Origin of the sequence: Streptosporangium sandarakinum (assembly GCF_013409935.1) — a bacterium.
Taxonomy (GTDB): domain Bacteria; phylum Actinomycetota; class Actinomycetes; order Streptosporangiales; family Streptosporangiaceae; genus Streptosporangium; species Streptosporangium nondiastaticum.
On record NZ_JACCCO010000001.1, the window covers coordinates 3,927,130 to 3,948,231 of the forward strand.

General features: G+C 70.7%; 21 protein-coding genes. 4 read left to right on the forward strand and 17 right to left on the reverse strand.

Going from position 1 to position 21,102, the window contains the following annotated elements; genetic code table 11:
* Positions 1–16: 16 nt before the first annotated feature.
* From HDA43_RS17745 to HDA43_RS17825, 17 genes are all read right to left on the reverse strand, one after another.
* Complete coding sequence (locus HDA43_RS17745; RefSeq protein ID WP_281395127.1) at positions 17–1,435, reverse strand: IS701 family transposase; 1,419 nt, start codon at positions 1,433–1,435, stop codon at positions 17–19.
* Between the two features lie 327 nt (positions 1,436–1,762).
* Positions 1,763–2,494: a MinD/ParA family ATP-binding protein gene (locus tag HDA43_RS17750; RefSeq protein ID WP_179822185.1), complete on the reverse strand. Its 732-nt coding sequence runs from the start codon at positions 2,492–2,494 to the stop codon at positions 1,763–1,765.
* 5 nt (positions 2,495–2,499) lie between these two features.
* Positions 2,500–3,735 carry a PP2C family protein-serine/threonine phosphatase gene (locus HDA43_RS17755; protein WP_179822187.1) on the reverse strand — a complete coding sequence of 412 codons (1,236 nt, stop codon included), beginning with the start codon at positions 3,733–3,735 and terminating at the stop codon, positions 2,500–2,502.
* Positions 3,723–4,163: an ATP-binding protein gene (locus tag HDA43_RS17760; RefSeq protein WP_179822190.1), complete on the reverse strand. Its 441-nt coding sequence runs from the start codon at positions 4,161–4,163 to the stop codon at positions 3,723–3,725. Before HDA43_RS17760 ends, HDA43_RS17755 begins: the two co-directional genes overlap by 13 nt.
* 26 nt (positions 4,164–4,189) lie before the next feature.
* Positions 4,190–4,507, reverse strand: a complete 318-nt coding sequence (locus tag HDA43_RS17765; RefSeq protein WP_179822192.1) for an STAS domain-containing protein — start codon at positions 4,505–4,507, stop codon at positions 4,190–4,192.
* Positions 4,508–4,533: 26 nt separating this feature from the next.
* Positions 4,534–6,627 (reverse strand): glycogen debranching protein, encoded by a 2,094-nt coding sequence (locus HDA43_RS17770; RefSeq protein ID WP_179822195.1) that lies wholly within the window; start codon positions 6,625–6,627, stop codon positions 4,534–4,536.
* Complete coding sequence (locus tag HDA43_RS17775) at positions 6,624–6,980, reverse strand: STAS domain-containing protein (protein ID WP_179822198.1); 357 nt, start codon at positions 6,978–6,980, stop codon at positions 6,624–6,626. The genes HDA43_RS17770 and HDA43_RS17775 overlap by 4 nt, the downstream gene beginning before the upstream one ends.
* A gap of 14 nt (positions 6,981–6,994) precedes the next feature.
* Positions 6,995–8,824 carry an AGE family epimerase/isomerase gene (locus HDA43_RS17780; protein WP_179822200.1) on the reverse strand — a complete coding sequence of 610 codons (1,830 nt, stop codon included), beginning with the start codon at positions 8,822–8,824 and terminating at the stop codon, positions 6,995–6,997.
* On the reverse strand, positions 8,814–9,230 hold the full coding sequence (locus HDA43_RS17785) for a VOC family protein (protein WP_179822202.1): 417 nt from the start codon (positions 9,228–9,230) through the stop codon (positions 8,814–8,816). Before HDA43_RS17785 ends, HDA43_RS17780 begins: the two co-directional genes overlap by 11 nt.
* Positions 9,227–9,820: a DJ-1/PfpI family protein gene (locus HDA43_RS17790; RefSeq protein WP_218911759.1), complete on the reverse strand. Its 594-nt coding sequence runs from the start codon at positions 9,818–9,820 to the stop codon at positions 9,227–9,229. The genes HDA43_RS17785 and HDA43_RS17790 overlap by 4 nt, the downstream gene beginning before the upstream one ends.
* Positions 9,813–11,411: a GMC family oxidoreductase gene (locus HDA43_RS17795; RefSeq protein WP_179822205.1), complete on the reverse strand. Its 1,599-nt coding sequence runs from the start codon at positions 11,409–11,411 to the stop codon at positions 9,813–9,815. The genes HDA43_RS17790 and HDA43_RS17795 overlap by 8 nt, the downstream gene beginning before the upstream one ends.
* Complete coding sequence (locus tag HDA43_RS17800) at positions 11,408–11,788, reverse strand: nuclear transport factor 2 family protein (RefSeq protein ID WP_179822207.1); 381 nt, start codon at positions 11,786–11,788, stop codon at positions 11,408–11,410. The genes HDA43_RS17795 and HDA43_RS17800 overlap by 4 nt, the downstream gene beginning before the upstream one ends.
* Positions 11,785–12,228 (reverse strand): nuclear transport factor 2 family protein, encoded by a 444-nt coding sequence (locus HDA43_RS17805; RefSeq protein ID WP_218911760.1) that lies wholly within the window; start codon positions 12,226–12,228, stop codon positions 11,785–11,787. The genes HDA43_RS17800 and HDA43_RS17805 overlap by 4 nt, the downstream gene beginning before the upstream one ends.
* Before the next feature lie 4 nt (positions 12,229–12,232).
* Positions 12,233–13,861, reverse strand: a complete 1,629-nt coding sequence (locus HDA43_RS17810) for a thiamine pyrophosphate-binding protein (protein ID WP_218911761.1) — start codon at positions 13,859–13,861, stop codon at positions 12,233–12,235.
* A 3-nt stretch (positions 13,862–13,864) separates the two neighbouring features.
* On the reverse strand, positions 13,865–14,689 hold the full coding sequence (locus HDA43_RS17815) for a type 1 glutamine amidotransferase domain-containing protein (protein WP_179822210.1): 825 nt from the start codon (positions 14,687–14,689) through the stop codon (positions 13,865–13,867).
* A gap of 97 nt (positions 14,690–14,786) precedes the next feature.
* Entirely contained in the window at positions 14,787–15,125 is a 339-nt protein-coding gene (locus HDA43_RS17820) for a nuclear transport factor 2 family protein (protein WP_179822213.1), read from the reverse strand.
* 169 nt (positions 15,126–15,294) lie between these two features.
* On the reverse strand, positions 15,295–16,434 hold the full coding sequence (locus HDA43_RS17825; RefSeq protein ID WP_179822215.1) for a low temperature requirement protein A: 1,140 nt from the start codon (positions 16,432–16,434) through the stop codon (positions 15,295–15,297).
* A 194-nt stretch (positions 16,435–16,628) separates the two neighbouring features.
* Here HDA43_RS17825 and HDA43_RS17830 point away from each other — a divergent pair, with 194 nt between their 5' ends.
* From HDA43_RS17830 to HDA43_RS17845, 4 genes are read left to right on the forward strand one after another with little or no spacing between them, the layout of a single operon-like run.
* The gene (locus tag HDA43_RS17830; protein WP_179822217.1) at positions 16,629–17,375 is read left to right on the forward strand and encodes a type 1 glutamine amidotransferase domain-containing protein; all 747 of its coding nucleotides are present in this window, start codon (positions 16,629–16,631) and stop codon (positions 17,373–17,375) included.
* 5 nt (positions 17,376–17,380) lie between these two features.
* Entirely contained in the window at positions 17,381–17,842 is a 462-nt protein-coding gene (locus HDA43_RS17835) for a (2Fe-2S)-binding protein (RefSeq protein ID WP_179822219.1), read from the forward strand.
* Positions 17,839–20,217, forward strand: coding sequence for a xanthine dehydrogenase family protein molybdopterin-binding subunit (locus HDA43_RS17840; RefSeq protein ID WP_179822222.1), 2,379 nt, complete (start codon positions 17,839–17,841; stop codon positions 20,215–20,217). The genes HDA43_RS17835 and HDA43_RS17840 overlap by 4 nt, the downstream gene beginning before the upstream one ends.
* A 2-nt stretch (positions 20,218–20,219) precedes the next feature.
* The gene (locus tag HDA43_RS17845; protein WP_179822224.1) at positions 20,220–21,047 is read left to right on the forward strand and encodes an FAD binding domain-containing protein; all 828 of its coding nucleotides are present in this window, start codon (positions 20,220–20,222) and stop codon (positions 21,045–21,047) included.
* The last annotated feature ends 55 nt before the right edge of the window (positions 21,048–21,102 follow it).

Consider the following 21,102-nt stretch of genomic DNA (forward strand, 5'->3'; position numbering starts at 1 on the left):
CCTGTCAGGAGATGAGTCAGGTCTCCTGCCAAGGAGATTTCGCGTTCCGCGTCGTGGTGGCGCTCCCGGCGCGGGGGGTCTCGCCCAGCAGCGTGTGCAGGCGGTTGAGGACGATGAAGGCGTGCGCGGCCGACACGAGGGTGACGTGCCGGTGCCAGCCGCCGAACGACCTGCCCTCGAAGTCGTACAGGCCGACGAGCCTGCTGATGCGCTCCTGGTCCCGATAGACCTGGCGGCCCAGATTGGCGCAGGCCAGGAGGGACGGCACCGACATGCGGGTGAGGTTGGACACCCAGAAGCTGGGCCTGCCCTGGACCGAGTCGCGCCACTCCGCGATGAGGACGAACGCCCGCCGCCCCGGCGGCAGGTCGGTGCTGACCGGCGTGAAAGGGGAGGGGGCGGGATCCGGCTCCGTGTCGGCGCCGGGCACGTCGACGTGCATCGCGGCGGCCAGGATCCCCTGGTGGGCGCTCTGCTCGGTGTCCTGCCACTGAACCACCCTGCGTTGTTCCTTGAGGTACCTGGCCAGGGACTCGGCCGACTGCCCCGTCTCCTCGTGCCGCCGGCCGTCGCCCCATCCCGTCCGGGTGAACCGGGTCGCGCGGTTCACCCGGACGATGAACGGGATGCGCAGCCGGTGCAGTTCGGCGATCGCCTCCGCGGCGTCGGCCTCGCGGGCGTCCAGGACGACGGGCCGTACCGGCAGTCCCCAGTCATTGATGATCGTGACAAGCGCGTCGAGGCCGATTCCCCACGGTGAACCGCTCTTGACATCGGACGGAATGGCGGCCGAACGGCGCCGGAACGTGTCGTCGGTCCAGCTCGGCGGCAGGACGAGATGCCAGTCCATCGGGCAGCTCATCCCGGGCTGTGCCAGCCATATGCCGAGCGCCCGCTGACAGTTGACGGACCTTCCTAAATGGGAGACAAATTGCGTGTCAACTCCGACGGTATTGCTGCCCGCCTTGGGAATGACAAGCGGTGAGATGACCCACGAGGTGACCTTGAGATTTCCGCAGATAATCCTGGCCAGTCGCCGGCGGACTTCCATCCATTGCCAGGTGGAGTTGCTGACGAACTGCTGGAGGTTCTGCTGGGAGGCGGGCTGGCGGCAGGTCGCGGCTATGCTGCGCATTGATTTCCGCCCGTCGGAGACGAGAAGTCCCCGAATATACATCCACCCCCACCTGCGCTGATCTCGTCGGCTCAGCGATCCCAGAAGTTCTCTACAGAACTCCTCCAAGATCTCCTCCCTGACAAGGGCGGCGATATGGGAAGATGATCCAAGCCGGCTTTGCCCCTGTTTTGCTGACGGCACCCGTGACCCCTTTCGTGCCCTTTGGTGCGTCTTGCCGATGCCGGATCGGCCACAGATCAAAGTACATCTGTGATCTGTCCGTGTCGAGAAGCGCGAAAAACTTTCCAAATCGATCATCGATCGTCACTGTGGCCCGGGGTGCGGCGACGTTCTGTTGTTTTGGGTCCTCTTCCGAACGGGAAACCGGCCCGGCCTTATTCTTCGGGAAATACGGAACGGAACCGGATTACCGACCGTGACACGGACGGTGACAACCGGTTGAATCAACGATGTGAATCATTTTCCGAAGGACCGTGAAGCGGAAGGCCCGCGGCGGCCCGCCCGGCGCCGCGCACCCGGCTCCCCCTCACCCGGGCTCCCGCCCGGTGCCCGCCGGGTGTCCGCCCGGTGTCCGCCCGATGTCCGCCCGATGTCCGCTCGTCCCCGCTCCCGCCCGGCGTCCGCTCACCCGGGCGCCGGGCCCGGGAACGGCTGCCCGGTCAGCGCCCGCGCGACCGCCCGGATCCGGGAGGACAGCCCGTGCTCGGGGTGCGCGATGACGAACGCCTCCCCGGCGCCGGCGAGCGCGAACTCCGGGGAGTACGGCAGGACCGCCATGGGCACGTCCCCGTGGACCGACCGGGCCTGGCGCAGGACGTCCGGCTCGGCCAGCGACGCGGGCACCATGTTGATCACCAGGAACGAGGGCGAGAGCCGCAGGGGCGGCCTGCCGCGGATCCGGTCCACGTGCAGGCTGACGTCGGCGATGCCGGCGCAGACCACCGCCTCCGTGGTGAGCCCGGCGGGGGTGTCCAGCAGGAGCAGGTCGAGGTCGAGCGCGTCGACCAGCCGCCGGCACCCCTCGACGAGCAGGCCCGGGTCGTAGCCCCCGACCAGCGCGCCGGCCGCGTCCTCGTGGCCGCGGATCGCGGCCACCGCGAACAGCGCCCCCTCGCCGCCGGCCGCCCACGGCGGGAGGTGGTGGACCGCGCGCGCGATGTCGCAGTCGCCGCACAGGTAGTCCGCGAGCGACCAGGTCGCCGGCACGGCGAGCGCGTCGGCCAGGCCGGGCGACTGCATGGCGGTGTCCACGATGGCCACCCGCAGACCGCTCCGCGCCGCCGCGACCCCGACGTTCACCGCCAGCGTGGTCTTCCCCGTCCCCCCGTACGAGGAGGAGACGCTCACGATCCGCATCCCCGTCACCGGCTCCTCCGCAGCGCCAGCATGGTGATGTCGTCCGACTGCGGCGCCCGGCCGGTGTGCGCCTGGACCTCCGCGAGGGTCCTGCCGACCATGTCGCCCGCCCCGGCGCCGGACATGCCGCTCAGCAGCCGAACCAGGCGGGGCAGGCCGAACAGCTCCCTTTCCGCGTTCCTCGCCTCGGTGACGCCGTCGGTGTAGAGGAAGAGCGTGTCGGACGGCCCGAGGGTGACGCTGGCGATGGTGAAGACGGCGTCGGGCCAGAGCCCGACGGCCGGCCCCGTCGTCCGGAGCAGCCGGTGCCCCCCGGAGGCGCGCAGCAGCACCGGCGGGTTGTGCCCGGCGTTGATGTAGAGGAGCCGGCCGGAGTCCGGGTCGGTCACGCAGAAGAACAGCGTGACGAAATACGCCTGCTGGAGGTGGTTGGCGGTGAGGTAGCGGTTGGCGCCGTGCACGGTGGACAGCAGCGGCAGGGCGCCGATGCTCGGCGAGCTGAGAAAGACCTGCTGGGTCGGCAGCAGGAACGGCGCCAGGGCCCCGCCCGCCCACAGGTTCTGCGCCGAGAACCGCAGCAGGGTGCGTACCAGCGCCATGAACAGGGCGGCCCCGATGCCCTTGTCGCAGACGTCGGCGACGAGGAACGCCGCCCGCCGCCCGCCGGCCATGAAGAACCCGTCGTAGAAGTCGCCGGAGACCTCCCGGGCGGGCTCGAACCCCGTCGCCACCTCCCAGCCGTCGGGGCAGGGCAGCTCCGGCGGCAGGAACCCCTGCTGGATCTGCCTGCCGATCTTCAGGTCGCGGTCGTGCTGAAGGAGGCTGAGGGAGGGGTAGGGGTCGAGTTCGGCGGCGGTGCGGGCCAGCCGCCTGCGCTGATGCCCCCGTTCGAGCCGGTTGCGGACCAGCGTCGGGGTGAACGGCGGGACGAGGAAGTCCATCTCGTGGTCGAGGTGCGCGTCCAGCGGGATGTGGTCGGGCCCGCAGAACAGCAGCACCCCCGGAGGCGTGCGCAGGTGCTGCCACTTCTGGCCGAACAGCGCCACCTCCTTCGCGGTCAGCGAGGCGTGCAGCAGCAGGAGGTCCGGTTCGAGGGCGTCGTGCGCCCCCGCGAGGACCTCCGGACCGGAGGAGAGCACCGGCCGGTTGCCGCACTCCGCCAGCGCCCTGGTCAGCTCGTGCGTCTCGGCGGCGGCGTTCTCCTCCGGTCCTTCCACGACCAGGAGCGTCAGCTCATCCATGGCGGCCGGCGGTCGTCATGGGCGACCAGGTCGCGGCCGGAGCGGCGGACGACGACGATCGTCCGGTTCAGCCCTCCGACGCGCTCGTAGATGAGCCGGTCGGCGCTCATCCTGGCGAGGCTCAAACCGAACCCTCCCACCGGCAGGTCGTCGGGGTCGACGACGGGGATCGGACGGTGTCCGGACGTCGGGTCGAACTCCGTCCCGAAGTCGACGATGAGGAACAGCACCCAGCCGTCGCTGACCGAGGAGTGCAGTTCGATCTCGCCCGCCGAGGCGGGCGGATAACCGTGCGTGATGACGTTGGTGATCAGTTCGTCGACGGCGAGCCGCAACCGGTAGGCGTCCTTGTCGCCCAGGCCGGCGACGGCCACGGCGCCGCCGATGAACTCCGCGACCGCCACCAGCGAGGCGACGGTCGCGGGCACCCGTAAGGTCTCCATGCGGGTGCGCGTCAGGCGGAGAACGACTCACGGATCGTGATCGCGTGCTGCAACCCCGTCATACGGATGGTCTCGGCGACGTTCTCGTTGGCGCCCTCGACGACCACCTCCATGTCGTCGCCCATCTTCTGCCGCGCGAAGACGAGTCCCCGCACCCCCGCGGAGGAGATGTAGGAGAGGCCGTGCATCGCCAGGCACAGCTTCTTGGGCGAGCGGGTGGCCACCTGCTGGAGGATCTCGTGGAAGCTCGGCGCGGACAGCGCGTCGAGGTCGCCGCTCATCTGGATGGTGACGGTGTCTCCACTGGTGATCAGATCTGCCTGGAACATGTCGTATCCCCTGTCATCCGGGTTGATCACACGGTCTGCGCGCAGAGCACGACCGTCGAGCGGGGGCCGACGCGCAGGACGTGCTGGTCGTCCAGGGCCGGTTCCTCTCCCAGCGGGAAGCTGCAGTCGGCCGCCCCGGTGTCGGCGGCCAGGCGCCACAGCGCGCCGTCCGGCAGCAGGGGCAGCTCGACGTCGTGCTCTTCCCAGTGCGTGTTCGCCACGACGTACACGCAGTCGACGGCGTCGCCCATCGGGGCGCAACGCATGACGGCCATCAGCCGGCTGCCGTCCGACCAGTCGGGCGCGTAGGCGGTCACCCCGTGCCAGCTGATCTCCGCCAGACCGGGCCGTACCTCGCGTCCCGTCGGGTGCTCGGCCGTACGGACGGCCGGGTGGGCGGCGCGGAACCTGACGAGATCGCCGGTGAACCTGACCAGCTCGTCGGTGAGCGGGTTGGGCGTCCAGTCGACCCAGCTCAGGTCGCTGTCGTGGCAGTAGGCGTTGTTGTTGCCCCACTGCGTGCGGCCCCGCTCGTCACCGGCGAGGATCATGGGGACGCCCTGGCTGGTCAGCAGCAGCGCGAGGAAGTTCTTGACCTGGCGGCGGCGCAGGTCGTTGATCTCCTTGTCGTCGGTCTCGCCCTCGGCGCCGCAGTTCCAGCTGTTGTTGTCGTTCGCGCCGTCCCGGTTGTCCTCGCCGTTGGCCTCGTTGTGCTTGTCGTTGTAGGAGACCAGGTCGTAGAGGGTGAAGCCGTCGTGCGCGGTGACGAAGTTGATCGACGCGGCCGTCGCCCGCCCGGCGTAGAGGTCGGGGGAGCCGACGTAGCGGGTGGCCATCTCCCCCACCATCCCGGTGTCGCCCTTGACGAACCGGCGGATGGTGTCGCGGTAGCGGCCGTTCCACTCCGACCAGCGGTGGTAGTTGGGGAAGGACCCCACCTCGTACAGGCCCGCCGCGTCCCACGCCTCGGCGATGAGGACGCAGCCGCGCAGCACCGGGTCGAAGGCCAGCTCCTGCAGGATCGGCGGGTTGGGCAGCGGCGTGCCGTCCACGTCCCTGGACAGGATGGCCGCGAGGTCGAAGCGGAAGCCGTCGATGCGGTACTCGACGGCCCAGTAGCGCAGGCAGTCGAGGACGAACTTGCGGACCACCGGGTGGTTGCAGTTCATCGTGTTGCCGGTGCCGCTGAAGTTGTAGTAGTACCCCTCGGGGGTCATCATGTACCAGACGTCGTTGTCCAGTCCCTTGAACGAGATCGTCGGGCCCTCGTGGTTGCCCTCGGCGGTGTGGTTGAAGACCACGTCGAGGATCACCTCGATGCCGTGGCTGTGGCACTCGCGGACCAGGGCCTTCAGCTCGTCGCCGGCCATGCCGTACTTGCCGCTGGCGGCGTAGCCGGACTTCGGGGCGTAGAAGGAGACGGTGGAGTAGCCCCAGAAGTTGTACAGCCGCTCGCCGGTGTCGGCGTTGACCCGGCTGTTCTCGAACTCGTCGAACTCGAAGATCGGCATGAGCTCGATGGCGTTGATGCCGAGTGACTTCAGGTAGGGGAGCTTCTCGCGCAGCCCCGCGTACGTCCCCGGCGCGGTCACCGCGGAGCTGGGGTGCCGGGTGAACCCGCGGACGTGCGCCTCGTAGATGACGAGCTCCTCGCGGGGGATGCGCGGCGCGGTGTCGTCGCCCCAGTCGAAGTCGTGGAACATCAGCCTCGACCTGTGCTGGTAGGGCTCGGACCAGTCGGGCTCCCGGCCCCAGACCTCCCGGCCCGCCACGAGCTTGGCGTAGGGGTCGGACAGGACCCCGCCCGGCTCGCCGGCCGGCCCCTCGCAGCGGTAGCCGTACTCCAGGTCGTCCAGGCCGTCCAGCTCGTAGACGACGATCGCCCAGATGTGCCCGGTGCGGAAGGAGTCGGGGATCGGCAGCTCGGCGTACGGCTCGCTGTCGCCGTGGTGGTAGAGCACCAGGCTGACCGCGGTGGCGTTCTCGGAGCAGACGGCGAAGTTCACCCCGCCGTGCAGGAAGGTCGCGCCGGGCAGCAGCGGGTTGCCGTGCCGTACGGGGAACCCGGAGACGCGGTGGGTGGGGTAGGAGTCGATCCGGTCCAGCATCGGACTGGTCATGGTGTCTCCGTCAGCAGTTCGGCCGCCTTGCCGAGGTCCTCGGCGACGGTGAAGAAGTTGAGGAAGCCGACGGCGCTCATGAGCATCCGGAGTTCCTCCGACAGTCCCACCACGGCCATCTGGCCGCTGGCGCACTGCGCCTGCCGGTAGGACAGCAGCATGACCCTCAGGCCGGCGCTGGACATGTAGCGCAGGTTCGACAGGTCGAGCGCCAGCAGCCGGTGCTCGGCCAGCGCCCTGCCGACATGTTCCTGGACCACGGGGGCCGTCCTGCTGTCCAGGTCGCCGGTGAGTGCGACCACCGCCAGCTCGCCCTCTTTCGAGACCGTGACGTCGAGTGTTCGCGTGGGCATCTCGTCTCTCGTCCTTACTTCTCTGACACGGGGGACAGGGTGACGCGGACCGGGAGCCGGTCCTGCGTGTCGGGGAGGTCCACCTGGAGCTCCTCGGCGTCGAACCGGTGGTACGGGCTCCCGTCGACCTCCACGGACTCGATCCGGATCGAGCCCTGCGGCAGCAGGTCGGGGGCGACGCGCAGCGTGCGGTCGGGGAAGGCGCCCGGCATGGGCTTGAACCACAGGTTGAGCGGTTCCTTCTCGACGAGCAGGTTCGTGTAGACGGTGGCCAGGTAGCACAGCTCGGAGGAGTGGTACATGCTCATCGAGTGGCTGCCCTTGAAGCGCTCGGTGCCGAGGAGGTAGGGCATGCCGTCGGCGAGCACGTTGAAGTAGACGGCTCCCTCGTCGTGGTCGAGGAAGAAGGCGTTGTAGAAGGCGGAGGCGCGCCGGGCCTCCTGGAGGAACTCCCGGTCGCCGGTGACGCCGGCCAGGATGAGGTAGGCGAGGATCGCCTGCTCCTGCTGCCACCAGGCCTTGCGGTCGTGCCAGGCGAACCGGTACCAGCGGTCCCCGGCGGGCTTGGTCCGTTCCACGACGTCGTACCAGCCGCCGCGCTGCTGGTCGCTGCCGACCTCGGGCATGCGCCGGGCGATCCGCTCGGCCAGCTCCCGGTAGTCCTTCTTGGCGCGCAGGGAGTTCATCCGCATGAGGTTCCATGCGATCTTGAGGTTGTGGCCGACGACCGCGCGGTCCTGTTGCCAGGTGTGGCCGCGGTCGGGGCTCCAGTCCTCGTTGAAACGTTCCTGGACGAACGGGCTGTAGTCGTCCTCGGGGAAGTGCTCGGCGATGGTGTCGAACGTGCGCTCCAGGAAGTCGGCGTACTCCTCGCGGCCCGTCGCGAGGTAGAGGTTGATCAGGTAGGCGGGCGCGTGGTCGCCGACCGAGTTCCAGTTCTTCCTGGCGTCGTTGGGCGCGATGGAGGGGTGCCGCGGATCCATGAAGATCGGGTCGATGTGGCTGAAGTAGCCGCCGCCCTTGGTGTCGCGGAAGTGGTTCTCGAACAACCTGATCGTGCCCTCGGCGTCGCGCAGGATCGCCGGGTCCCCGTTGACCCGGTAGGTCTGCGTCGGCCCGGCCAGCGCGTAGATCTGCTCGTACATCGGGATCGCGTCGTAGTCGTCGGAGAACTCGGAGGTGAAGAGCTTCTTCTCCGGCCGGTCCTCCTGCACCTCGATGCCGTGGTACCAGTAGGTGACGTCGTGCATCGGGTCGGCGAACCGCATGTGCTCGCGCAGGTAGTCCACGCCGCGCTCGGCGACGTCGAGATACCCGTCCTTCCCGGTGAGCATGTACGCCGAGGCCATGCCGTACACCAGGCGGGAGATGGTGTCGGTCTCCTGCACGTGGCTTGAGGTCTTCCGCCCGTCGAGCCGCAGGACGGTGCGGTAGTCGCGGTAGTCGACGGGGCCGGCGCCGAACTGCGCCCTGCGGTAGAAGGCGGCGATCCGGTCGAGCTGGTGGATCCACCAGTCCGGCTCCTCGAAGCGGTACTCGCCGGGCCGGCGGCCCACGAAGACCAGCCGCTTGGCGTCGAACTCCCAGCCGCGGTCCTGCGGGGCGTGCACGCCGTAGGCGAAGAGGTCCTGACCCGGCCTGATCATGTCGTCGCGGTGGTCGGCGGCGTCGAGGTAGGGGTGTTCGAGGTTGCGCAGCACCTCCGCGGAGGTGGTGTCGTCCACGGTGACGTCGAACTCGCGGCCGTCGGCCGTGGTGAGCCCGAACGTCCCCTTGGCGTCCAGGGGGGTGGTGACCCTGCCCGCGATCAGGTCGCTGAACCGGAAGCCAACATCACTGGCCATCTGCTCCGCCTTCGGAAGTCTGGTCCTTGAAACCTTGCGTTATCTCCACGACCGTGCCGTCGGGGTCCTTCACCCACACCGTGCGCCAGCCCGGGATGAAGTCGTCGAAGCACAGCGGGCCCAGCGACACCTGGGCCTGCGGGCCCATCCCGGCCAGGGCCTCGTCGATGTCGTCGGTCTGCAGGGCGATGTGCCGCAGCGTGCCGGCCGCGGTCGGCCCGTCGCCGCCGGGCGCGCCGTCCCCGGCCTGGAACAGCTCCAGGTAGACGTCGCCCTTGCGGAGGAAGAGGATCTTGGAGTCGCCCACGGGGAAGCTCGCCGCGCGGGCGAAGCCGAACCACCGGCAGTAGAACTCGGCGGTCACGTCCACGTCATTGCAGTTCAGCGCGGTGTGCGACCACCTCATGCGGCCCTCTCCCCGTTCCTCCGAGCGGCCAGTTCGCCGAGCAGGGCGCGCGCGAACAGGTGGCAGTGGGCGCCGCTGCGGCCGGTGACGAGGTCGCCGTCGACCACGACGTCCTCGTCGCGGTACTCGGCGCCCATGTTCAGCACGTCGCCGACCAGGTTGTTGTGGCAGGTGACGGGGCGTCCGCGGACCGTCTCCGGCGCCTTGGCCAGCAGCCACATGCCGTGGCAGATGACGCCCTTGAGCACCTCGGGCAGGGCGAACGCCCGCCGCATCAGCTCGGTCGCCGGGGAGGGGTCGAGCGGCTTCTCGCTGAAGCGGAGCCGGTCGGCCACCATGCCCGACGGCACGACGATCGCGTCGTAGGAGCGCAGCGCGTCGTCGTCCAGCCCCTCCAGCGACCCGTTCACCGTCAGCGGCGCCCGGTACTCGTGGCCGGTGAAGGTGATCTCCGGCTGCCCCCACAGCCGGGTCAGCAGGTCGAGGCGGATGCCCTCCTCGGCGAAGCGGCGCTGGTAGTAGAAGATCTCGGGCTCGTAGTAGTCGCTCTCCATCAGGACCGCGACGCGCGCCCCGCGCAGGTCAGCCACGGGAGCCTCCCAGGACGAAGTCGGCGCACCGTTCGGCGATCATCTGGATCGCGGCGTGGGTGTTGCCCGAGGTCACCGCCGGCATCACGCTCGCGTCGGCGACGCGCAGCCCCTCGACGCCGCGTACCCGCAGCCGGGGGTCCACGACGGCGTCGTCGTCGGTCCCCATGCGGCACGAGCCGACCTGGTGGTGGTAGGTGTCGGCGCGCTCGCGGACGAACGCGGTGAGCGCCTCGCGGTCGGCCGCCGCCGGTCCGGGCAGGAGCTCGTCGCCGAGCACCTCGCCGAAGGCGCGGGTCGCGAAGATCTCCCTGGCCAGCTCGACGCCCTGGACCAGCCGGTCGACGTCGGAGCGGTCGCCCAGGTAGTTGGGGTTGACCAGGGGCGGTGCGAACGGGTCGGCGGAGGCCAGCCTGACCCAGCCGCGCGAGGCGGGCCGTACGACGCCCGGCAGGATGCTGACCGCGTTGGGGTGGCTCTGCCCGACGATGATGTCGAAGGGCACGTGGACGAACGCGATCTGCAGGTCGGGGGCGGGCAGGCCGCTCTGCGAGAAGGTGAACAGCGCGGCCTCCGACAGGTTGTTCGCCCCCGGCGGGACCGCCTCCCTCGTCTCCCGGATGACGCCGGTGAGCACGTGGTTGTGGAAGTTCGCCCCGACTCCCGGCAGCGGGTGGCGCACCTCGACGCCGGCCTCGCGCAGGTGGCCGGGGTCGCCGATGCCCGAGAGCATCAGGAGCTTGGGGGACTCGATGGCCCCGGCGCACACGATGACCTGGCGGCGGGCGCGCACCCGCCGCAGGCCGGTGCCGCCGGACTCGTCGAGCGCGCGCCCGGCGAGCCTGCGGCCCTCGCCGCTCTCCGGGACCGGCGCCTCCTGGGCGTACTCCACGCCGGTGCACCTGTCGCCCTCGAAGAGCAGGCGGGTGGCCCGCGCGCGGGGCCGCAGGGTGAGCCGCTCGTCGTTGAGGATCGGCTCGACGAAGCAGTGCATCGCGCTCCGGCGGCGGCCCGCCTCGGCGTTGATGTGGTGCCAGCCCGCGCCGGCCATGGCGGGCCCGTTGAAGTCGGGGATGATCGGGTGGCCCAGCTCGGCGCAGGCGTCGAGGAAGGTCCGGGAGTAGGGGTTGGGGTCGTGCAGGCCGGCGTTGACGACGGTCTGCGGGCCTCCGCTGCCGGTGCCCTCCCAGGTCTTGTCCTCCTGGTCCTCCATGCGCTGGAAGTACGGCAGGACGTCGGCGTACGACCAGCCCGCGGCGCCCTGGTAGGCCCAGTTGTCGAAGTCCGACTGGTGGCCGCGGATGTGCATCATGATGTAGAGGTTGCTGCTGCCGCCGATGACCTTGCCGCGCGGCTCGTGGGTGCTGCGCCCGCCCAGTCCCGGCTGGGGCACGCTGCGGTAGTCCCAGTCGATGTCCGAGCCGAGCAGCGTGAACCACAGCGGCGCGGCGTCCACGCCGGAGGGGATCCAGCTCCCGCCGGCTTCCAGCAGCAGCACCGATCCCTCGCCCGACTCGACCAGGCGGCGGGTCAGCACCGAGCCGGCCGCGCCCGCGCCGACGACGACGTAGTCGAACTCCTCCGTCGTCATCGGCCCTCCATCCCGAGGGGCCCGCGGAAGGGCAGCGTGTCGTGGAAGTTGGCCATGTAGGAGATCCGGCCGCCCTCCAGCCGGAAGTAGTTCATGACCTCGGCCTCGATGGGCTCGCCGCCGGCGGTGACCGCGCTCAGGTGGGACACCACGCCGGCCTGGTCGCCGTCGACGACGACGTGGCGGGGGACGTTCTTGAACGAGCGGTACATCTCGGGGAAGCCGGCGACGGCCTCGCGCAGGGTGTCCTGGCCCTCCAGGCGCCCGGCGAGCTGCTCGTCGACCACGGCCTTGTCGGCGAACAGGTCGCACCAGCTCGACCAGTCGCCGGCGTTGGCGTACTCGTAGTAGAGGTCGATCGTCTCTCGTGTGCTCACAGCTCCGCGCTCCCCGGCATCGGCTCCAGACGGTCCACGACGTACTTCCTGATCCGCGGGTGGTCGGGCCCGTCGGCGACGATCTCCCAGGTCTGGTAGGCGTCGAAGCCGAGCCAGAGGCTGGTGGGCGCCGGCGGGTTCCAGACGCGGGCCTGCCAGTTCACGACGACCTCGATGGTGGCCGCGCCGTCCCGCCACGCGCCGACCTTCACCGAGGTGACCCGGTGCTGCTCGTCGAAGAAGCGGTTGGTGACGGTCTCGTACCACTTGCGGAAGTCGTCGTGCCCGCGGGCGGTGGCCTCGGGGAAGACCATGACGAGGTCCTCGTCGCCGGCCAGGTGGTACCAGAGCCGCTCGATGTCGTCGTGCCGGTCGAGGGCGCGGTACCAGTTGGCCACCCATTCCTCGACCACCCAGTCGGGCGGGGTCATCTGCTTCACGTGCTCAGTCCTTTCCGTTCGGCGGAAGGGGGACGTCCACCGCGACGTCCACCAGGAACGGCTCGTCGTCGGCGAGCATGCGCTTGACGGCGGGGCCCACGTCCTCGGGCTCGGCCACCCGTACGGCCTGCACGCCCATGCCGCGGGCGAGGTCGGTGAACCCCAGGGGCAGGCCGCTCAGGTCGAAGGAGGAGGGGAAGGGGTGCGGCGCGACGCCGCGCTCCCTCCAGTACACGGAGATGTTCTCGTTGAGCAGCTCGTACCTGCCGTTGTTGCAGATCACGAACTTCGCGCCGATCCGCTGGTGCGCCGCGGTCCACAGCGCCTGGATCGTGTACATGCTGCCGCCGTCGCCGGTGAAGCCGATCACCGTCTCGTCCGGCATCGCGAGCTTGACGCCGATGGCGCCGGGGATGCCCACCCCGAGCGAGCCGCCCCGGGTGAGGAAGTACCGGCCGGGGCGGCGCGGCGGGAAGTGCCGCACCAGCGCGGGGCTCGACGTGAGCGCCTCGTCGAAGACGACCGCGTCGGGCTGCTGCGCGGCCAGTTCGGCGAGGAACAGCTCGTAGACGCTGTCGCCGGCCGGGGCCGCCTGGGCGCGGGGGCGGGCGGGCGCCGCGGGCGCGCCCCGCCGTTCCAGGTCGGCGGCCAGGGCGGTGAGCGTGGCCCGCGGGTCGGCGACCAGGCCGAGGTCCACGGGGTGGTTCTTGCCGATCTCGTAGGCGTTCAGGTCGACGTGCACGACCCGCGCGCCCGCCGCGAACGGGGAGCGCATCGAGGGGAAGACCTCGGGGAAGACGTAGGTGCCGACGATGAGGACCGCGTCCGCCTCCCGGACGGCCGCCGCGCTCGCCTCGCCGAACATGTGCCCGAGCGCCCCCCGGTGCAGGGGATGGCCGGCGTCGATGTTGACCACGGAGCTGTCGGCCAGCCAGACCTCGGCGCCCAGCAGCTCCGCCACCCGGGCCAGCTCGTACTGGGCGTCGGACTCGGCCACCCCGTCGCCGGCCACGATGATCGGCCGTTCGGCCCCGGCCAGCAGGCCGGCGGCGCGCGCGACCAGCTCGGGCACGGGGACCGTGCGGGTGTCGGGGATCACCGTGGGCAGCGCGGGCTCGTCGTTGGGCGCGTCCAGCACGTCGAGGGGCAGGGAGACGAAGACGGGGCCGCACGGGGGAGTGGCCGCGATCTTGATCGCCCGGCGGAGGACCCGCAGCACCGACCCCGGATCGACGACGCGGGTGGCGAACTTGGTCACCGGCCGCGCCATGCCCACCAGGTCCGCGGCCATCTGGGCGTCGAAGGCGTCGTAGCGCACGCCCGCCTCACCGGCGATCACGACGAGCGGGGCGTGGCCGCGCATCGCCTGGTACATCATGCCGATGCCGTTGCCGAGGCCGACGCCCGAGTGCAGCTGCACCAGGGTGGGCCTGCGGGTCGCGCGGGCGTAGCCGTCCGCGAGGCCGACGACGGGGGCCTCGGCCAGGCCGAGGACGTAGCGGAAGTCTCCGGCGGAGCTCAGCGCGTCCAGGAGACCCTGCTCGACGGTGCCGGGATTGCCGAAGATCGTGGTCATCCCGTCGGCGCGGAGCTGCTCCAGGAGCGCTGAGGTGCCGGTGCGCGTGGCGGCCACGGGTTACCAGCCGTAGCGCCGCAGGCCGTGCTCCAGGACCGCCACCATCTTCTCGCCGGTGGTGACGGAGTCCGGGGTGGAGCGGCCGGTGACGAACGGGTAGTCCACGATCACCGAGACGGGGTGGCCGACGTTGCCGTGGTAGCGGCCCTCGGGGCCGGTGGCGTCGCGCAGGATGTACTCCAGCGGGTACGGCGGCGGCCCCATGTTGAAGTCGACGCCGATGAAGCCGGTGCCGTCCTTGTAGTCGTACTCCTTGCAGTGCCCGGTGACGTGCTTGCCCCAGATGATGCTCTTGCGGTCGTCCCAGTCGCGGGCGAAGGCGAGGCAGGCGACGCCGTAGCACTCGGCGCCGACGGGCTTGCCGGCCTCCAGGAAGGCCAGGATCAGGGCGTGCACCCGCTCGTTGTTGGCGAGGTCCACGATCGGGCCGCTGCCGCCGACGATGAGGATGGCGTCGTAGTCGGCGACGGTCGCCCGCAGCTCGGTGAGGGCGCGGTGGTAGGCCTCCAGCTCGCGCAGGTAGCCGGGCGAGCTGAGGTAGGGGCGCTCGGGCACCCAGGAGGAGATGTCGACCGGCTTGGCCAGGCGGTCGGACTCGTCCACCTCGCGGACGCGGCGGGCCATGTCCTCGCTGGTGACCGACCGGCCGAGCGGCGGGTCGAGGAAGCCGGGGTCCATGCTGGGCGGCAGTGCCCTGGGCCGCCCGCCGGTGGGCGTCGCCATCACGGTCTCGTACCCGTGGTCGTCGAAAACGCCGAGTGGTCCGACGAGTTCCTCGCCCCAGTAGCCGTACTCGGAAAGGATGATCAGGATCTTCTTGGTCACGGTGGACTCCGCGTGTCGGTGGACTTCCGGGCAGGGCTCACCAGGCGGGGCCGGTGGTACGGTCCCGCCCGGAGAGCGGAGTGGGGTGCCTGCTGCTCTAGTCCTCGGAGACGAGGACGGCGGTCTGCCGCCAGATCAGGCCGTCCCTGAGCACCCAGGTGCCCACGTCCTTGTGGGCCTGGTCGCCGATCCTGATCGTCGCGTAGTAGAGGATGATGTCCTCGGTGCCGTCGGCGGTCATGATGTCCTCGATCTGCGGGTTCATCTTCAGGTATTCGGCGAAGAAGTCCCTGATCTCCTCGCGGCCCCGGGCGACGGCGCCGGGCCGCATCACCACGGCGTCCTCGTGGTAATTGTTCATCATCGCGTCGAGGTCGTGCGCCTTGAGCTGTCCGATCTGCTTGTCGAGCAGCGCCGGAAGTTGCGTAGCAGACATTTCTCTCCCCTACCTGTCAGTGGGTACCGCGCTTCACGCCGGTTGACACCGGAACCGGCGGCGCTTCGAGATGGCCGTTCTTCACATCGGCCGTGCTTCCTCACGGAAACGCGGTTTAGGGGAGGTTGTCTAGAAATAGGGGGATACTTCTGGAAGTTTGCCGCCACATTCACACAGGTTGCAGGCGGTCGGCCCGCTCCTCCACGGCGAGCGCGACCGCCAGGAGCACCGCGACGAGGCCCAGCTGGAGCACCGCGGACACCCCGCCGACCGGGATCGTGACCAGCGCCAGGAGCCCGGTCAGCGCCCGCGCCCGCCCGCCCGGCAGCCCCAGGATCGCCCGGAACGCCGCCGACCCGAGCAGGAAGGCGGCCACCCCGCCGGCCAGGGCGAGCCGCGCGCCGATGGACAGCGGGTCGCCGGGGTGCGCGACCGCCTTCTTCACCCCGGCCGACACCGCGATGATGCCCAGCAGGATCGGCATGTGGGCGTAGAAGAAGCCGAACAGCACCAGGCGGGTGCGCCGTACCTGTTCGGTCACCACGACCAGCGCCTGCTCCGCCCGTTCCAGGTCGGCGTGGAAGTACGCCCACCACAGGCTGGCGCTGAGCGCCAGCCCGATCAGCGCGGTCCCGATCGTCGGCGCGTCCAGCGGGCCGTGCCCGTTGCCGATGCCGACCGCGATGGCGACGACGGACTCGCCCAGCGCGATGATGACCACCAGGCCGTGCCGCTCGGCCACGTGGCCGGGGTGCAGCGGGAACCCCTCCTGACCGGTCAGGTACGGCGAGATCCACATCACGAGCAGGGCGGCCGCCCACAGGGCGTACTTCAGCCCGCCGTCGGCCTGCGCCGCGAGCAGGATCAGCACGGCGCCGGTCAGGTTCGTGGTGAACATCCGCAGGAAGCGCCAGGTCGACTGCAGGTACATCAGGCCGTGCACGACGACGATCACGAACAGCCCGATCGCGAAGCCGGTGCCCTTCTCGGCGAAGGCCCCGGGCACGGCCAGCGCGATGATCAGCCAGCCGGCCATCGCCAGCAGCATGAAGAACCGGCGGGCCACCCGCAGCGGGGGGACGGCGTTGGTCACCCAGGCGTAGCTGGCGAACATCCACCAGATGACGCCGAACATCAGCAGCACCTGGGGCAGGCTGCCGAAGTCGGCGGCCAGCAGGACCGTGAGCTGGGTGGCCGTGAAGACGAAGACCAGGTCGAAGAAGAGCTCGATCGTGGAAACCCGCAGCTCTTCGTGGTCGGGGACGGGGTCCACCCGCTCGGTGAACCATTGGGGGAGTGGAAACTTCATGGGGACGATTGTCGATGGGCCATCCCTCCGGGACCACACCTGTCCACGCCATTCCCGGCAGTATTTTGCCGAGGTCATGAAGTCCGGCGTTCTAGCTAATCAAGTGCGCCCGCCGCTCCGTCCCGCCATTGCCGCCTTTCGGAACTGCCGCCATCGTGTGCTTGAAATGCCCGGAAAGAGAAGGAGTGACCGAGATGGCCGACGTCCTCATTCTGATGACCAAGGCGAAGACCCTCGGCCTGCTGGACGGCAGGCAGCACGCTTCCGGGTTCTGGGCCGAGGAGTTCGTCGTACCGTACGAGCGCCTCGTCGCCGAGGGCCACAACGTCGACATCGCCACGGTGGGCGGTGAGGCGCCCACCCCGGACGAGGGCAGCCTCACCCCGTACGTGGTGGGCCTCACCAGGCCCCAGGGCTCACCCGACCACGACGAGGAGAACGTCGAGCACTACAAACAGGTGATCGGCTCCCTGCCGGCGCTGAAGGCGCCGACGGACGTCGCCGGCATCACCCGCGAACGGCTCGCCGGATACGCGGGCGTCTACATCTCCGGCGGGCACGGCGCCATGGAGGACATGCCGCACAGCTCCGACCTGGCCCGCGTGGTCCGCTGGATCCTCGAACTCGACCTGCCCCTGGCCGTCGTGTGCCACGGCCAGTCGGCGCTGCTGCCGCTGCGCGACTCCAGTGGCCGCTGGCCGCTGGAGGGCTACCGGATGACCGCCTTCTCCCACGACGAGGAGATGGTCACGGACATGGCGGGCCAGCTCCCCTTCGTCCTGCAGATGGAGCTGGAACGGCTCGGCGCCCGCTACGAGAAGGCGGAGGCGATCTGGGACTCCCACGTCGTCGAGGACCGCAACCTCATCACGGGGCAGAACCCCTACTCGTCGTCGGCGCTGGCGGACGCCTTCGCCAAGCGCCTGGCCACGGCGCAGTGACGACCATGCGGATCACCCTGACGGTGAACGGAGACCGCGTCGAGCAGGACGTCCCGCCGAACGTCCTCCTCGTGGACCTGCTCCGCGACACCTGCGATCTGACCGGCGCGAAGGTCGGCTGCGACACCGGCCAGTGCGGCACCTGCGTGGTACGGCTCGGCGACCGCTCGGTCAAGAGCTGCCAGATGCTGGCCGTACAGGCCGACGGGGCCGAGGTCACCACGGTCGAGGGCCTCTCCGGCGACGGGGAGCTGACCCCCCTGCAGGAGGCCCTGTGGGAGGAGCACGGAGCGCAGTGCGGTTTCTGCGTCCCCGGGATGGTCATGTCCCTGACCGACCTCCTGGAACACGACTCCGCACCGGACGAGCAGGCGATCCGCGCCGGGATCGCGGGGAACCTGTGCAGGTGCACCGGGTACGGCGCCGTCGTGCGCGCCGTGCAGAAGGCGGTGAAGGACAAGTCATGACCACCGAGACGTTCGGCGCGGGCCTCAAGGACCGCGACGTCCCCGCGATGCTCCGGGGCGACACGACGTTCACCTCCGACCTCCGCCTCCCCGGCATGCTGCACATGGAGTTCGTGCGCAGCGAGCACGGCCACGCGCGGATCGACGGGATCGACACCGCCGAGGCCCGCCGGATGCCCGGCGTGGTCACCGTCGTGACCAGTGAGGACCTCGCCGGCAAGCTCATGCCGATGCCGTGCATCTGGATCCCCGGCGGGGTGGAGAGCCACTTCCCGCCCCACCCGTACGGCGTGCCCGGCGCCGGCCCCGTCCTCGCCGAGGGCGTGGTGCGGTTCATCGGCGAGCCCGTCGCCGCCGTGGTCGCCGAGACCGCCGAGCAGGCCAGGGCCGCGGCTCGGAAGGTCGCCGTCGCCTACACGCCCCTGGCGGCGGTCACCACGCCGCGGCAGGCGCTCGCCGAGGGCGCCCCGCAGCTCCACGAGGCCGTACCCGGCAACCTCAATGCCCTGTGGACCTGCGGCGACGCCGAGCGCACCGACGCGGCCATCGCCGAGGCAGAGGTCGTCGTCGAGCTCGACCTGTACAACCAGCGGACGATCAACAACCCGATGGAGCCCCGGGCCGCCATCGGCGACTACGACCCGGTCAAGGACGAGTACACCCTCTACGCCACCACCCAGTCGCCGCACAACCACCGCTTCCTGCTGTCCGCGCTGGTCCTCGGCATCCCGTTCAACAAGCTCCGCGTCATCGCCCCGCCCATCGGCGGCAGCTTCGGCACCAAGGGCTACCTCTACCCCGACATGCCCCTGGTGCTCCTCCTCGCCCGCACGCTGGGCCGGCCGGTGCGGTGGGCCGACACCCGCGAGGGCCTGATGCGCTCCACCGTGCAGGGCCGCGACCACCTCCAGCACGTCACCCTCGCCGGGACCCGCGACGGCCGGATCACGGCGCTGCGCTGCACCAGCTACGCCAACCTCGGGGCCTACCCCTCCACCATCGGCCCCGGCGTCGCCACCGCGCTGATGGGCCGGAGCGTCACCGGCCCCTACGCCATCCCGAACGCCTTCTGCGAGGTCCACGCGGTCTTCACCAACACGGTCCCGCTGGGCGCGCAGCGCGGCTCGGGCCGCGCCGAGGCGACCACGATCACCGAACGGGTCCTCGACCTGTACGCCAAGGAGATCGGCGCCGACCCCGCCGAGGTCCGGCTGCGCAACATGGTCCCACCGGACCGGTTCCCCTACGAGAACGGCCTGGGCTGGACCTACGACTCCGGCGACTACGCCGCCGCGCTGCGCCGCGCCCTGGAGCTCGCCGACTACTCCAAGCTGGAGGTCCTCCGGCGCGAGGCGCGCGAGCGCGGCAAGCTGCTCGGGGTCGGCATCGGCTCGTTCGTGGCGATCTGCGGGGTGGGCCCCTCCACCCGGATGCAGGCCGAGGGCATGCTCGGCGGCACCTGGGAGAGCGCCAACGTCCGCGTCCACCCCAACGGCGAGGTCGCGGCCACCATCGGGTCCACCTCCACCGGGCAGAGCCACACGACGACCTTCGCGCAGATCGTCGCCTCCGAGCTCGGCATCGACCCGTCCGCCGTCACGATCTTCCAGGCCGACACCCAGAAGGCCCCCTACGGCCAGGGCACCTACGGCAGCCGCTCCTACAGCGTCGGCGGACCCGCCCTCGCCCTGGCGGCCCGGCAGGTCATCGCCAAGATGAGGACGGCCGCCGCCCACTTCCTCGGCGTGCCCGAGGACCAGGTCGAGTACGCCGACGGGACGTTCTCCGTACCGGGTAGGGAAGGGGCGTCGAAGACCTTCCAGGACATGGCCATGGCGCTGTGGTACGGCTGGAGCCTGCCCCCCGGCATGGAGCCCACCCTCGACGTCACGACCTTCTTCGACCCGCCCGACTTCAACTACCCGTACGGCTCGCACCTGGCCGTCGTCGAGATCGACGAGACCACCGGCGAACTGGAGATCGTCCGCTACGTCGCCGTCCACGACGTCGGCCCCGTCGGCAACCCGCTGGTGGTGAACGGCCAGTTCGAGGGCAGCATCGCGCACGGCCTCGGCCAGGCCCTGATGGAGCGGGCCCGCTACGACGAGACGGGCGCCCTGCTCACCGCCGACCTGACCACCTACGCCATGCCCCGCGCCCACGACATCCCGCGGTTCGTGATGGACACCACGGAGACGCCGTCGCCGCACAACCCGCTCGGCGTCAAGGGCGCCGGCGAGATCGCGACGGTGCCGGTGACCGCGGCCGTGGCCAACGCCGTGTGCGACGCGCTGCGCGAGGCGGGCGTCCGGCACCTCGACATGCCGTACACCCCCGAGAAGATCTGGCGGGCCATCCGAGAGGCCAAGGGTTGATCATGGAGTTGCTGGACTACACGGCACCGGCCACCCTCGACGAGGCGCTGGAGGCCCTGCGCGCCACCCCCGGCGCCCGCCCCATGGGCGGCGGGCACCGGCTGATCCTCGACATGAAGCGGCGGGCCCGGCGGATCCCGCTGCTGGTCGACCTCGGACGGCTGGACGAGCTGCGGGGCGTGCGCCGCGGCCCGGACGGCGGGCTGGAGATCGGCTCCACGACCACGATCGCCGACCTGGTCGCCGATCCGCTGGTGCGCGGCTCCCACGCCGGGGGACTGCTGGCGGACGCGGCGGCGGCCATGCCGGACGCCCAGGTCAGGAACCGGGCGACGGTGGGCGGCGCGGTGGTCGCCGGGGCCGACGTGGCCGCGGCGCTCATCGCCCTGGAGGCCGGGCTGCACCTGCGCAGCGGCGGCGCGCGGTCCCGCCGCGTCTCCGTCGAGCGGCTCCTCGCCGGTGAGGGACCCGCGGGCGACGAGGTGATCGTCGCCGTGGAGATCCCCGCGACGACGGCCCAGGGCGCCTACGAGAGGCTGGCCGAACCCGCGGCGCTCTCCTCGCTCTGCGGCGTGGCGGTCGGCGTGACCTTCCGCCCCGGCGGCGCGGTCGGCGCCTGCCGGGTGGCCGTCTGCGGCGGGCCGGGACCGGCCCGCCGGGTCCCCGCGCTGGAGGACGCCGCGGCGGCCGCCCCGGGCAACGGCGCCGAGCCCCGGCTCGACGGCGTCTTCGAGTCCGACGACGTCGCCTCGGGCGAGTACCGGGCCCACCTGGCACGGGTGCTCACCCGGCGGGCCGTCACCCGCGCCCGCGACCGTGACCCGGCCTGACCGGCCATCCCGGGTCACGGCCGGTTCCCCGGGCGCGGGGACGATCTGTTCGTTA

What these genes read in the sequence shown, in the direction of transcription:
- HDA43_RS17780 (WP_179822200.1), bottom strand. Translation starts at nt 8,824, where the DNA reads ATGGCCAGTGATGTTGGCTTCCGGTTCAGCGACCTGATCGCGGGCAGG.
- HDA43_RS17750 (WP_179822185.1), bottom strand. Translation starts at nt 2,494, where the DNA reads ATGCGGATCGTGAGCGTCTCCTCCTCGTACGGGGGGACGGGGAAGACC.
- HDA43_RS17830 (WP_179822217.1), top strand. Translation starts at nt 16,629, where the DNA reads ATGGCCGACGTCCTCATTCTGATGACCAAGGCGAAGACCCTCGGCCTG.
- HDA43_RS17840 (WP_179822222.1), top strand. Translation starts at nt 17,839, where the DNA reads ATGACCACCGAGACGTTCGGCGCGGGCCTCAAGGACCGCGACGTCCCC.
- HDA43_RS17835 (WP_179822219.1), top strand. Translation starts at nt 17,381, where the DNA reads ATGCGGATCACCCTGACGGTGAACGGAGACCGCGTCGAGCAGGACGTC.
- HDA43_RS17770 (WP_179822195.1), bottom strand. Translation starts at nt 6,627, where the DNA reads ATGACCAGTCCGATGCTGGACCGGATCGACTCCTACCCCACCCACCGC.
- HDA43_RS17785 (WP_179822202.1), bottom strand. Translation starts at nt 9,230, where the DNA reads ATGAGGTGGTCGCACACCGCGCTGAACTGCAATGACGTGGACGTGACC.
- HDA43_RS17755 (WP_179822187.1), bottom strand. Translation starts at nt 3,735, where the DNA reads ATGGATGAGCTGACGCTCCTGGTCGTGGAAGGACCGGAGGAGAACGCC.
- HDA43_RS17745 (WP_281395127.1), bottom strand. Translation starts at nt 1,435, where the DNA reads ATGATCGATTTGGAAAGTTTTTCGCGCTTCTCGACACGGACAGATCAC.
- HDA43_RS17825 (WP_179822215.1), bottom strand. Translation starts at nt 16,434, where the DNA reads ATGAAGTTTCCACTCCCCCAATGGTTCACCGAGCGGGTGGACCCCGTC.
- HDA43_RS17775 (WP_179822198.1), bottom strand. Translation starts at nt 6,980, where the DNA reads ATGCCCACGCGAACACTCGACGTCACGGTCTCGAAAGAGGGCGAGCTG.
- HDA43_RS17765 (WP_179822192.1), bottom strand. Translation starts at nt 4,507, where the DNA reads ATGTTCCAGGCAGATCTGATCACCAGTGGAGACACCGTCACCATCCAG.
- HDA43_RS17820 (WP_179822213.1), bottom strand. Translation starts at nt 15,125, where the DNA reads ATGTCTGCTACGCAACTTCCGGCGCTGCTCGACAAGCAGATCGGACAG.
- HDA43_RS17795 (WP_179822205.1), bottom strand. Translation starts at nt 11,411, where the DNA reads ATGACGACGGAGGAGTTCGACTACGTCGTCGTCGGCGCGGGCGCGGCC.
- HDA43_RS17845 (WP_179822224.1), top strand. Translation starts at nt 20,220, where the DNA reads ATGGAGTTGCTGGACTACACGGCACCGGCCACCCTCGACGAGGCGCTG.